At 73.4% G+C, this 11,575-nt stretch carries 8 protein-coding genes and 1 pseudogene; 5 read left to right on the top strand and 4 right to left on the bottom strand.

The window, feature by feature from the left end; translation table 11 throughout:
- Positions 1–6: 6 nt before the first annotated feature.
- Positions 7–921, bottom strand: coding sequence for a metallophosphoesterase (locus IRX98_RS01125; RefSeq protein WP_224273250.1), 915 nt, complete (start codon positions 919–921; stop codon positions 7–9).
- Between the two features lie 25 nt (positions 922–946).
- On the opposite strand from IRX98_RS01125, the pseudogene mptB reads away from it, so the two are divergent.
- Positions 947–2,380: pseudogene (mptB, locus tag IRX98_RS01120) on the top strand (polyprenol phosphomannose-dependent alpha 1,6 mannosyltransferase MptB); the annotation flags it as partial.
- On the opposite strand, the gene IRX98_RS01115 reads toward mptB, so the two are convergent.
- Genes IRX98_RS01115 through IRX98_RS01105 form a run of 3 tightly spaced genes read right to left on the bottom strand, consistent with a single transcriptional unit; the run spans position 2,374 to position 5,681 of the window.
- Positions 2,374–3,555 (bottom strand): glycosyltransferase, encoded by a 1,182-nt coding sequence (locus tag IRX98_RS01115; RefSeq protein WP_224273249.1) that lies wholly within the window; start codon positions 3,553–3,555, stop codon positions 2,374–2,376. The pseudogene mptB and the gene IRX98_RS01115 sit on opposite strands and share 7 nt — an antisense overlap.
- Before the next feature lie 51 nt (positions 3,556–3,606).
- Positions 3,607–4,827, bottom strand: coding sequence for a fumarylacetoacetase (gene fahA, locus IRX98_RS01110; RefSeq protein WP_224273248.1), 1,221 nt, complete (start codon positions 4,825–4,827; stop codon positions 3,607–3,609).
- A complete protein-coding gene (locus tag IRX98_RS01105; protein ID WP_224273247.1) occupies positions 4,824–5,681 on the bottom strand; it encodes a hypothetical protein in 858 nt (285 codons plus the stop codon). Before IRX98_RS01105 ends, fahA begins: the two co-directional genes overlap by 4 nt.
- A 66-nt stretch (positions 5,682–5,747) precedes the next feature.
- Here IRX98_RS01105 and IRX98_RS01100 point away from each other — a divergent pair, with 66 nt between their 5' ends.
- Genes IRX98_RS01100 through IRX98_RS01085 form a run of 4 tightly spaced genes read left to right on the top strand, consistent with a single transcriptional unit; the run spans position 5,748 to position 11,504 of the window.
- Positions 5,748–6,980 carry a homogentisate 1,2-dioxygenase gene (locus IRX98_RS01100; protein WP_224273246.1) on the top strand — a complete coding sequence of 411 codons (1,233 nt, stop codon included), beginning with the start codon at positions 5,748–5,750 and terminating at the stop codon, positions 6,978–6,980.
- A 39-nt stretch (positions 6,981–7,019) separates the two neighbouring features.
- Positions 7,020–8,453 carry a glucose-6-phosphate dehydrogenase gene (gene zwf, locus IRX98_RS01095; RefSeq protein ID WP_224273245.1) on the top strand — a complete coding sequence of 478 codons (1,434 nt, stop codon included), beginning with the start codon at positions 7,020–7,022 and terminating at the stop codon, positions 8,451–8,453.
- Positions 8,443–10,278: a glycoside hydrolase family 15 protein gene (locus IRX98_RS01090; protein ID WP_224273243.1), complete on the top strand. Its 1,836-nt coding sequence runs from the start codon at positions 8,443–8,445 to the stop codon at positions 10,276–10,278. Before zwf ends, IRX98_RS01090 begins: the two co-directional genes overlap by 11 nt.
- Complete coding sequence (locus IRX98_RS01085; RefSeq protein ID WP_224273241.1) at positions 10,275–11,504, top strand: multidrug effflux MFS transporter; 1,230 nt, start codon at positions 10,275–10,277, stop codon at positions 11,502–11,504. Before IRX98_RS01090 ends, IRX98_RS01085 begins: the two co-directional genes overlap by 4 nt.
- Positions 11,505–11,575 lie beyond the last annotated feature (71 nt).

Raw genomic sequence — 11,575 nt, 5'->3', positions numbered from 1 at the left:
GGGGTCCTAGCTGTTGAAGCGGGAGGTCTTGGACGAGGCGAGCTCGCGGGCCTGCTCCAGCGGCACACCCTCGAGGGCCTCGGCGACGTCGGAGCCGAGGTGGCTGACCTCGGTGCCGCGCTCGAGCGGGACCAGGGTGTGCACGAGGCGGTCGTCGTAGGCGTGCACCATGGTGAAGGCCTGGTTGGCGTCGACGCCCGAGACGAAGCGGTCCACCGGTGCCGGGTCGCTGGTGTAGCAGCTGGCCGAGGCCACCGACACCGGCACGCCGGCGAAGGTCGACCACGTCGACAGGTGGAGGTGGCCGGCGAGGATGCCGCGCACGTCGCCTCTGGCGCCGGTGATGACCTCGGCGAGCGCCTGCTGGTCGTGCAGCTCGATCAGCTCGGCGGCGCGCAGCATGGGCAGCGGCATCGGCGGGTGGTGCATGGCGAGCAGCGTCCCGTGCTCGGCAGGAGTCGCCAGGACGTCGGCGAGCCACGCGAGCTGCTCGGCACCGAGGTCACCGTGGTGGTGGCCCGGGACGCTGGTGTCGAGGGCGACGATGCGCAGCCCGTCGACCTCGTGCACCCGGTCCTGCGGGCCGTCGTCGTCGGAGTCGAAGAGGCCGCGCGCGAAGGGGGCGCGCTCGTCGTGGTTGCCCATCGTCCACACCACGACCGCGCCCATCGCGGCCGCGGCCGGCTCGACGATCGAGCGCAGCGTCGCGTAGGCGTCGGGCTCGGCACGGTCGGCCAGGTCGCCGGTGAAGACGAGGGCCTGTGGGGCCGGGCTCACGGCAGCGAGCCGGTCGAGGGCGCGGTGCAGCTGGGCGACGTTGTCGATCACGCCGTGGTGCAGCCCGCCGCCCCCGATGAGGTGCGGGTCGGAGAGATGCGCGACGACGTGGCGCGGTGCGGCGTACTGGCCCAGCTGCTTCACGGCCTCAGCCTAGGACCGCGGAAGGGTGGCGCCGCGCGTGGTCGAGGGGTCAGACGTTGTTCACCACGCGGTCAGTTCGCGGTCGCGGGCGGGCCCTACGGTCCGCAACGTGATCTCACGGGGAGTCGTCGGCAGCGTGCTGGTCCTGCTCGGCGGGCTGGTGGTCGCGACCCTGCCCGAGAGTGCCGTGGTGGCGGACGTCGACCTGCTGCAGCTGCTTCGCGGCACCGCGCCCGGCCGGATGGCCGGTCTCGTCGTGGTGCTCCTCGGGCTCGGCCTGCTGGCGTCGGCATGGCTGCGGCTGTGCCGGGTGGCCGCGCGCACCGAGGAGGCCGGGCAGACGGACGTCCTCGCCACGGTGCGCGCGGCGACCGTGGCCTGGTCGCTGCCGCTCGTGCTGGCCCCGCCGCTGTTCTCCCGCGACGGCTGGTCGTACGCCGCCCAGGGCACGCTCACCCACCGCGGCATCTCGCCCTACGAGCACGGGCCGTGGATGCTGGTCGGCCCGCGCTCGGTCCCCGGCCCGATCGTCGAGGGCGTGGACCCGCGCTGGATGGGCACGCCGGCGCCGTACGGCCCGGTCCCGCTGATCGGGGGTGACCTCGCCGCGGGCCTCACGTCCGACCCGTGGCTGCTGGTCGTCGCGCACCGGGGGATGGCGCTGGTCGGGCTCGTTCTCCTGGCGTGGGCGGTGCCGCGGCTGGCGCGCTGGTGCGGCGCCAACCCGGCGCTCGCCTCCTGCGTGGTGCTGGCCTCCCCGCTGATGGTCGCCAACGGTGTCGCGGGGCTGCACAACGACCTGCTCATGGTGGGCCTGATGGCGGCCGCGCTGGTCGTCGCCCGGGACCACGGGTGGGTGGCGGGTGCGGTGCTCGGCGGGCTGGCGGCCGGGGTGAAGCTGCCCGGGGGACTGGTCTGCGTGGCCGTGGTGCTGCTGACCGCGCCGGCGGCGGGTCTCCTCGCGCGGACGCGGCACGGGGCTCGGGTGGCTGCCGTCGCGGTCCTCGCCCTCGTCGGGCCCGGCGTGGTGTGGGGCCTCGGCGTCGGGTGGATCGGCGCCCTGGGTGTCCCCGGCACGGTGAACACGCCGCTGTCGCTGCCGACGCTGGTCGGCGGCTGGCTGGACCTCGTGGCCGCGTGGGTCGGGCTCGGCACCCCGGACGCGGCCTTCCTCGGACTGGTGCGCCTGGTCGCCCAGGTGGGCGCGGTCGGGGTCGCCGGGTGGGCGCTGCTGCGCCTGCCGGTCGGCGACCCGCGCGAGGCTGTCCGGGCGGTGGCGCTCGTCACGGCAGCGACCGTCGCCCTCAGTCCGGTGGTCCACCTCTGGTACTTCCTGTGGGTCGTGCCGTTCCTGGCCGTGCAGCGCCTCGGCCGCGGCGCGAGCGGCGCCCTGGTCTCGGTGTCGCTCGTCGCCGGGCTGGTGGCGCCGATGGACTCATCGCTGCACGGCGCCTACCTGGCGATCGTGATCGGGTCGCTGGTCGTGGCAGCGGTCGCGGTGCTGCTGCTGGCGACGCGTCGGGCCCGCGAGCGGCTCGACGGCATCGCCACCGACGAGTGGACGTCCAGCAGGGAGCCGACCGTGGCCGACCAGGGGTAGCGCTCGGCACGCGCGCGGGCAGCAGCCCGGCGCGCCGCCACCGGGCGTGCCGCGACCTCGAGCACCGTGTCCGCGAGCGCTCCCGCCACGGGGGCGCCCCAGCCTCCGGAGGCCTCGTCGACCAGCTCACGCGCCCCGCCCCGGTCGGCGGTCACGACCGGCGTGCCCGAGGCCAGCGCCTCGAGCACGGCCAGGCCGAAGGTCTCGCCGGGGCAGACGCTCAGCGCCACGTCGGCGTGGGCCAGCGCGCGGCTCAGCCGGGCAGGGGAGTCGACGTAGCCGCGGAACCGCACCGGCGCGTCGCCGGCGAGCTCGACGAGCTCGTCGCGGTGCGGCCCGACGCCGTAGACGTCCAGGCGCAGCGGGACCCCGCGACGGTGCAGCTCGACAGCCGTGGCGACCGCGAGGTGCGGGCTCTTCTCCCGCGACAGCCGCCCGGCGTGCACCAGCCGCAGCTCATCGACCCGTGGGCGTCGGTGCGGCCGGAAGGTGGCGAGGTCGACCCCCAGCGGGACGCGTACGACGGGGCAGCCCGCCGCCGCGGCGACCGTGGCGAACTCGTCCCGGGCGTAGGCAGAGGTGACCACGACCGTGTCGACGCTGCGCACCAGCAGCCGGTTGAGCAGCCCCGCCGACACCTTGGACGTGGCGTCGAGGCCGGTGCGTAGGGCCAGCATGTCGTCGAGGCGCTCGTGCGAGAGCAGCACCGAGCCGACACCGCTGCGGCGAGCCCAGCGCGCCACCGGCAGCAGCGTCGACTTGTCGCTCAGCTCGATCGACGTCGGCCCCCACTCCTCGAGCACCTCGATGACGCGCCACGGCTCGACGATCAGCCGGTAGCCGCCGCCGACCCGGGGCGCGCGGAGCTGGACGACGTCGCCCATCGGTCCGGACGTGCGGGCGTCCTCGGGGCCGGGTACGACGAGCAGGCGGCGGCAGCCGGCCTCCACGTATCCCGCCCCCAGGGCGCGCAGCGCGGTGCGCATGCCCCCCGACGCAGGTCCGACGAAGTTGGCCAGCTGGGCGATGCGCATGTGCGCACGGTGGCGCAACCGGGTGAACGGACCCCGACGGGAGCCTTGCCGTCAGCGGGCCGGGAGGATGCGGCCCGTGACCTCGCCGAGCGAGATCCGGCCCCCGCCCGTGCCGGGCGCGGTGTAGCGCAGGGTCACCTCGTCGCCGTCCTCGAGGAAGGTCCGCTCGCGGCCGGCGACGGTGAAGGGCTCCTTGCCGCCCCAGCTCAGCTCGAGCAGCGACCCGCGCTGGTCGCGCTCCGGTCCTGACACGGTGCCGGAGCCCCAGAGGTCTCCGGTGCGCACGCTCGCACCGTTGACGGTCGTGTGGGCCAGCATCTGCGCGGGCGACCAGTACATCGTGCGGTAGGGCGGGCGGGCGACGACCTCGCCGTCGAGCACCACCTCGACCTCGATGTCGAGACCGGCAGGGCCCTCGACGCGGAGGTAGTCGAGCACCTCCGGGTCGTCCTGGCCGGGCAGCTCGGTCCAGGCCGCGTCGAGCGCCGCGAGCGGGGTGACCCAGGCGCTGATCGAGGTCGCGAACGACTTGCCGAGGAACGGGCCGAGCGGGACGTACTCCCACGCCTGGACGTCCCTCGCCGACCAGTCGTTGAGGCCGACGACGCCGAAGGTGTGGCGGGCGAAGTCGGCGGTCGCGACGCGCTCACCGATCGCCGAGGGGACGCCGACGACGAAGCCGAGCTCGGCCTCGATGTCGAGGCGCGCCGACGGGCCGTAGGTCGGCCGGTCGGCGTCGGGCGCCTTGCGCTGCCCGCAGGGGCGTACGACGTCGGTGCCCGAGACCACGACGGTGCCGGAGCGGCCGTGGTAGCCGACGGGGAGGTGCTTCCAGTTGGGCAGCAGCGGCTCGGCGTCGGGGCGGAACATCCGCCCGACGTTGGAGGCGTGGTGCTCGGAGGCGTAGAAGTCGACGTAGTCGCCGACGGTGAAGGGCATCAGCATCCGCACCGAGTCCACCGGCGAGAGGGCGGGCTCAACGAGGTCGCGCTCGGTCTCGTCGGTCAGCAGCCCGGTGACCCAGGCGCGCGTCGACTCCCACACCGTCGGCCCGGCCGCCATGAAGGGGTTCAGCGTGGGCTGGTCGAAGAGCGCGTGGGTGTCGACCATGTCGGCGGCCGCCACGATGCTGAGGTCGAGCACCTGGTCGCCGATCCGGACCGCGACGCGCGGGTGCTCGCCGGAGCGCGCGAAGACGCCGTAGGGGAGGTGGTCGACGTCGAAGCCGGAGCCGGCGGCGCCGGGCACCCAGGTGGTGGCGTGGTGGGTCATGAGTCCTCCGCGGGGTGGGGGGTGAGCAGGCCGAGCGCGACCAGGTCGTCGAGGGGCTCGGTCACCGAGCAGGAGCCGAACGAGGTGAACCAGCGGCGCGCCGAACCGATGTCGGTCGCGGCGAGCGCCTCGCCGTCTCGCTGGCGCAGGGCGTCGGTCGCGTCGGCGACGGAGCCACCGTCCCAGAGCACCTGGGTGGCGACCAGGACGTTGAGGAAGCCGTGCATGCCTCCGTCCTCGGGGTCGTGGCGCACGGCGCGGTGCAGGCCGGCGGTGCCCTTGAACGGTGTCTCGCGGTCCAGGGTCGCGTCGATCCAGGAGGCCACCGTCGCCTCGTCGGGCACCAGGTCGTGGTCGACGTGACCCAGCCGCAGCTTGAGCCGGAGGTCGGCCGCGGCCACCTCGTCGGCGGCGGCGAGCCAGGCGGGGGTGACCGGTCCGGGGACCTCGACGTGGACGCGTACGTCGTCGGCGAGCGTGCCCTCGTCGCGGGCGTGGTCCAGCGCGGCCACCACCCGGCGTACGTTGCCGGCGAGGTCGTCGGGGTCGCGCAGCGCGATCTCCAGTGCGGCGACCTCGAGGCCCAGGCGCGCGGCGGCACCGAGGGGGCCGGCGACCTGCCCGGCACCGCCGGTCACCACGACCGACAGCGGCGCGCCGAAGCCGCGGACCAGCGGCACGTCGGTGTCCTTGAGCACGAAGGTCCCGACGAGGTCGGCGTACCACTCCCCGCTGCGGGCGCCCCACGACGCCGTCGCGTCGTGGAGCGGGACGTCACCGGGCGGGAAGATCGCGGCGTCGTCGACGAGACCGCGCCACTGGGCGGATTCGGCAGGTGCAGGGGAGGGGACCACGGGGCTACTCTAGCCACCAGATAGCGGACGCCTGCGTCCGATAATCGGAAGACAGGAGCGACCGTCATGGCCCACTACCGAGCCCTTGGCCGGCTGCCACGCCAGCGCCACACGCAGATGCGCGACGAGGACGGCCACCTCTTCCGTGAGGAGCTGATGGGCGAGGAGGGGTTCTCCTCCGACTCCTCCCTGCTCTACCGCCGCGGCGTGCCGAGCGCGATCACCGACAGCCAGGTCTGGGAGCTCGCCGACCAGTCGCGCACGCCCAACCACCCGCTCAAGCCACGGCACCTGAAGCTGCACGACCTCGAGACCGGCACCTGCCCGGTCGAGGGGCGCCGCCTGGTGCTCGGCAACAACGACGTCCGTATCGCCTACGTCGTCACGGGCACCGATCCGTCCCCGCTCTACCGCAACGCCATCGGCGACGAGTGCGTCTACGTCGAGTCCGGCTCGGGCACGGTCGAGACCGTCTTCGGCGTCGTGGCCTACCGGACCGGCGACTACGTCGTGATCCCGCGCGCCACCGACCACCGCTGGGTCCCGGCCGAGCCGTCGCGCCTCTACGCCATCGAGGCCAACTCCCACATCCACCCGCCCAAGCGCTACCTCTCGCGCTTCGGCCAGCTCCTCGAGCACGCGCCCTACTGCGAGCGCGACCTCCACGGCCCCGCCGAGACGCACCAGGCCGAGGGCACCGACGTCGAGGTGCTGGTCAAGCACCGCACGAGTGCGGGCGTCGTCGGCACCCGGCTCACCTACGCCACCCACCCCTTCGACGTGGTGGGCTGGGACGGGTGCCTCTACCCCTACACGTTCAACATCGAGGACTACATGCCGATCACCGGCAAGGTCCACCAGCCGCCGCCGGTGCACCAGGTCTTCGAGGGGTGGAACTTCGTGATCTGCAACTTCCTGCCCCGCAAGGTCGACTACCACGACCTCGCCATCCCGGTGCCCTACTACCACTCCAACGTCGACTCCGACGAGGTCATGTTCTACGTCGGCGGCGATTACGAGGCGCGCAAGGGCTCGGGGATCAACCTCGGCTCGATCAGCCTGCACCCCGGTGGCCACGCCCACGGCCCGCAGCCCAGCGCCATCGAGGCGAGCCTGGGTGCCGACTACTTCGACGAGTCCGCGGTCATGGTCGACACCTTCGCCCCGCTGGAGCTGGGCGAGGGCGGACTGGCCGTGGAGGACCCGGCGTACGCCTGGACCTGGGCGGGCCCTGGTCCCGGTCCGTCGGGAGGTGCGTCCGGCGAGGACGGCGGACCGGCGGTCTTCAGCAACTCCTGAGCCGGGCCCGCCCTTCGGGTGGGTCGTTAGCGTGGCGCCATGACCAGCACCGGGTCCGCCGACCCCGACCTGCCGCCCTACGTCTTCCTCCTCTTCGGCGCCCGCGGGGACCTCGCGGCGCGCAAGCTCTTCCCCGGCCTCTACCGCCTCGCCGCGGCCGGCCGGCTGCCGGAGGAGTACGCCGTCATCGGCAGCGGGCGCCACTCGCCGGGCACCGACGAGGAGTTCCGCGACGAGGTCCTCGGCGGCCTGCGTGACAGCGTGGACGACCTCGACGAGTCGGTCGCCCGCGACCTGCTCGAGCGCACCTCCTTCGAGACCTCCGACGCCGACGACGGGGCCGACCTGGCCGCTCGGGTGCGCGAGGTCGAGGAGTCCCTCGGTGACGGCGTACGCCGTCTGGTCTACCTCTCCGTGCCGCCCACCGCGATGTCCGGGATGGTCGCCATGCTCGGCCGCGAGGGCCTCGCCGAGCGCGCGCGGCTGGTGATCGAGAAGCCCTTCGGGCTCGACCTCGAGTCGTTCGAGGAGCTCGACCACGACGTGCACGAGGTCTTCGACGAGGACCAGGTCTTCCGCATCGACCACTTCCTCGGCAAGGAAGCCGTGCAGAACCTGCTGGCCCTGCGCTTCGCCAACGCGCTCTTCGAGCCGGCCTGGGACCGGCGCAGCATCGCCTCGGTGCAGGTCGACGTCCCCGAGACGCTGGCGATGGAGGGCCGCGGCTCGTTCTACGAGTCCACCGGCGCGCTGCGCGACATGGTCTCCACCCACCTGTTCCAGATCCTCGGTGCGGTGGCGCTGGAGGACCCGGGCGAGTGGTCGGCCAGCGCCGTGCGCCGCGCGCGGGCCGAGGTCTTCGACGCCGTACGCCCGCTCGACCCCGCACGGGTCGTGCTGGGGCAGTACGACGGCTACCACGACGAGGACGACGTCGACGCGGACTCGACCGTCGAGACCTACGTGGCGCTCGAGGCCTGGGTCGACAACGACCGGTGGCGTGACGTCCCCTTCCACCTGCGCACCGGCAAGGCGATGGCCGAGACCCGCCGCACGGTCACCCTGCGCTTCCGCCAGCCCGACTCCACGGTCTTCGGTGCCGGCCTCGAGCCCGACGAGCTCGTCCTCGAGCTCACCGACGAGGCCCAGGTGCACGTCGAGCTCCTCGGCAAGCGCCCCGGCCCCGAGATGGAGCTCGCGCCGGCCACGATGCGACTCGACCTCGGCGAGGAGCTGCCCCACGACGAGCCGCTCGAGGCCTACGAGCGGCTGCTGCTCGACGTGCTGCACGACGACCACACCCTCTTCGCCCACGCCGACGAGACGCGCCGGCTGTGGGAGGTCTGCCAGCCCGTCCTCGACGACCGACCCGACCCGTTGCCGTACGACCGGGAGTCGTGGGGACCGCGGGAGGCGCTCGACCTGCCGCCCGGCGGGTGGCGGCTCGGCCGGGACGCGGCCGATGCGGGCTGAGCGCCCCGACGGGCCGTCGATCGCCGACCACGGCCTGGTCGGCGACCTGCGCACAGCGGCCCTGGTGGCCACCGACGGCACCATCGACTGGTTCTGCCCCGGTCGCTTCGACGCCCCCAGCGTCTTCGCCTCGATCCTCGACCCCGATGCCGGCTCGTGGCGGCTGGGGCCCGACGACGAGGAGGCGCGCAGCCAGCAGTACTACCACCCCGAGACCAACATCCTCGTCACCCGCTTCATGACCGAGCAGGGCGTGGTGGAGGTCCAGGACTTCATGCCGGTGCTGCGCGCGCACGACCCCGACCACCGCCAACGGCTCGTACGCCGCGTGGTGGGGCTGCGTGGCTGCGTCGAGCTCACCATGGCGATGTCGCCGCGTCCCGACTACGCGACGACCATGCCCGAGCTGTCCACCGAGGACGACGTCGTGCGCTTCGCCGACGGCGACGTGCACCTCGCACTCTCGAGCACGGTGGACGTGGAGGTCGCCGACCACGCCGCGACGGCGCACGTCGCGCTGCGCACCGGCGAGTCCGCCCTCTTCGTGCTCGAGGTCCTCGCCCCCGGCGAGCCGGCCCGGGGATGCAGCGAGGCCGACGTGGACGAGCTCTTCGACGCCACGGCCGGGTTCTGGCGAGGCTGGCTCGCGCAGAGCACCTACACCGGCCGCTGGCGCGAGTGGGTCGACCGCTCGGCGCTCACCCTCAAGCTGCTGTGCCACGAGCCGAGCGGCGGCATCATCGCCGCGCCCACCACGAGCCTGCCCGAGCACATCGGTGGCACCCGCAACTGGGACTACCGCTACGTCTGGGTGCGCGACGCCGCGTTCAGCGTCTACGCGCTCCTGCGCCTCGGCTTCACCGACGAGGCCTCGGCCTTCGTCCGCTTCCTGTCCGAGCGGCTCGGCGAGGCCGCCGACGACGGCGTCGACACGGAGGAGCTCGGCCCGCTGCGGGTGCTCTACGACCTCGACGGCGCCATCCCCCACGAGCGCGAGCTCGACCACCTCGCCGGACACCGCGGCTCACGCCCGGTGCGGGTCGGCAACGGCGCGGTCGACCAGCTCCAGCTCGACGTCTACGGCGAGCTGATCGACTCGGTCTACCTCTTCGACAAGCACGGGCGGGGCATCAGCCACGACGCGTGGACCGACCTGCGTCGGATCGTGTCGTGGCTGATGGACAACTGGGAGCGACCCGACGCCGGCATGTGGGAGATCCGGGGCGAGCCGCGGACCCACACCACGTCACTGGTGATGAGCTGGGTCGCCGTCGAGCGGATGATGCGCGTCGCGCGGCGGCGCGGGCTGCCGGGTGACCTCACCGAGCTCGCTGCGACCCGCGACGCGATCTACGAGCGCGTCATGACCGAGTGCTGGAACGACGAGCTCGGCGCCTTCACGGCTTTCGAGGGTGGCGACGTGCTCGACGCCGGGACGCTGTTGATGCCGATGGTGAAGATGCTCGCGCCGGACGACCCGCGCTTCCTCTCCACCCTCGCGCTCGTCGAGGAGCGCCTGGTCTCCGACAGCCTGGTGCTGCGCTACGACGCCGACACCTTCGACGACGGGGTCGAGGGCGGCGCCGACGGCGAGGGCACCTTCTCGCTCTGCTCGTTCTGGTACGTCGAGGCGCTGACCCGCGCCGGTCGTCTCGACGACGCCCGGCTGGCGCTGGAGAAGATGTTCACCTACGCCAACCACCTCGGGCAGTACGCCGAGCAGGTCGGCCTCAACGGTGAGCAGCTCGGCAACTTCCCCCAGGGCTTCACCCACCTCGGCCTGATCAGCGCCGTGATCAACCTGGACCGTAGCCTCGACGCATGACCTCCGCGCCGGCCACCCGTCCGGCCGCCCGCACCCTGGCGCTGATCCCGCTGGTCCTGGCGATGCTGTCGATGATCGGCCCGTTCAGCATCGACACGCCCTTCCCGGCGTTCGCGCAGATGGGCGAGGCCCTCGACGTCACGGCCGGGGAGCTCCAGCTCGTCGTCACGGCCTACATGCTGGCCTTCGCGGCGATGAGCATCTTCCACGGACCGCTGTCCGACGCGATCGGCCGCAAGCCGGTGATCGTGTGGTCGCTCGCGGCGTACGCCGTCGCGTCCGTCGCGTGCGCCTTCGCGCCGACGCTGGAGTGGCTGCTGGTCGGCCGGGTGGTGCAGGGGCTGGCCGCCGGCGGCTCGACGATCGTGAGCCGCACGATCATCCGTGACCTGTTCGACGGCGTCGAGGCGCAGCGGATGATGAGCCAGGTCGCGGTGATCTTCGGGCTGGCGCCCGCGATCGCCCCGGTCGTCGGCGGGCTGCTGGTGCAGGTCGGGCCCTGGCAGACGGTCTTCTGGTTCATGGCGGCGCTCGCGGTCCTCCTCCTCGCCGGGTCGATCGCCTTGCTCCCCGAGAGCCACCCGCCCGAGCGCCGGGTCCCGCTGGCGGTCGGCGAGGTCGTCGCGGGTCTCCTGGCCGTCGTGTCCGTGCCCGCCTTCCACCGGATGGCCTGGGCCGGCACGCTCGTCTTCGGCGCGCAGTTCCTCTACATCGGCGGCGCGGCGATCTTCGTCGTCGACCTGCTGGGGGAGGGCGAGCTCGACTTCTGGAAGCTGTTCGTGCCGATGATCGGGGCGATGGTGGTGGGCTCGGTGCTGAGCGGTCGGCTGGGCCGGCTGGTGACCAGCACCCAGCTGGTGTCCGTCGGCTACGCCGTGAGCGGCGCGGGAGCGCTGCTGGGGATCGTCGTCGCGCTGACGCCGGCGGGCGAGGTGCTGCCGTGGGCGGCAGCGGGGGTCGCGCTGGTCGCGCTCGGCAACGGCCTGGCCTTCCCCAACATCCAGCTGCTGATGCTCGACCTCGTCCCGACCCGTCGGGGCGCGGTCATGTCGGCGGGGTCGTTCGTGACGCTCGTGTTCAACGCCGCCAGCGCGGCCCTGCTCGCCCCGTACGCCGGGCGCTCGGTCCTCGGCTTCGCCGTGGCAGCCGCGGTGTGCGTGCTGCTGGGCTGGGCGTGCTGGCGCTGGCACCTCTCCGCGACGCGTGCGGATCGCGTGACTGCCTGACGCGGAGCAGCGGTGAGCAGGACAGGTTCCGAGCGCCGAGAACCTGCCTCACGCACCGCCGCGCAGCAGGA

It is taken from the genome of Nocardioides lacusdianchii, assembly GCF_020102855.1.
Lineage (GTDB): Bacteria > Actinomycetota > Actinomycetes > Propionibacteriales > Nocardioidaceae > Nocardioides > Nocardioides lacusdianchii.
This window is presented reverse-complemented; position numbering and strand designations above follow the sequence as displayed.

What these genes read in the sequence shown, in the direction of transcription:
- IRX98_RS01115 (WP_224273249.1), bottom strand. Translation starts at nt 3,555, where the DNA reads ATGCGCATCGCCCAGCTGGCCAACTTCGTCGGACCTGCGTCGGGGGGC.
- fahA (WP_224273248.1), bottom strand. Translation starts at nt 4,827, where the DNA reads ATGACCCACCACGCCACCACCTGGGTGCCCGGCGCCGCCGGCTCCGGC.
- IRX98_RS01100 (WP_224273246.1), top strand. Translation starts at nt 5,748, where the DNA reads ATGGCCCACTACCGAGCCCTTGGCCGGCTGCCACGCCAGCGCCACACG.
- zwf (WP_224273245.1), top strand. Translation starts at nt 7,020, where the DNA reads ATGACCAGCACCGGGTCCGCCGACCCCGACCTGCCGCCCTACGTCTTC.
- IRX98_RS01090 (WP_224273243.1), top strand. Translation starts at nt 8,443, where the DNA reads ATGCGGGCTGAGCGCCCCGACGGGCCGTCGATCGCCGACCACGGCCTG.
- IRX98_RS01085 (WP_224273241.1), top strand. Translation starts at nt 10,275, where the DNA reads ATGACCTCCGCGCCGGCCACCCGTCCGGCCGCCCGCACCCTGGCGCTG.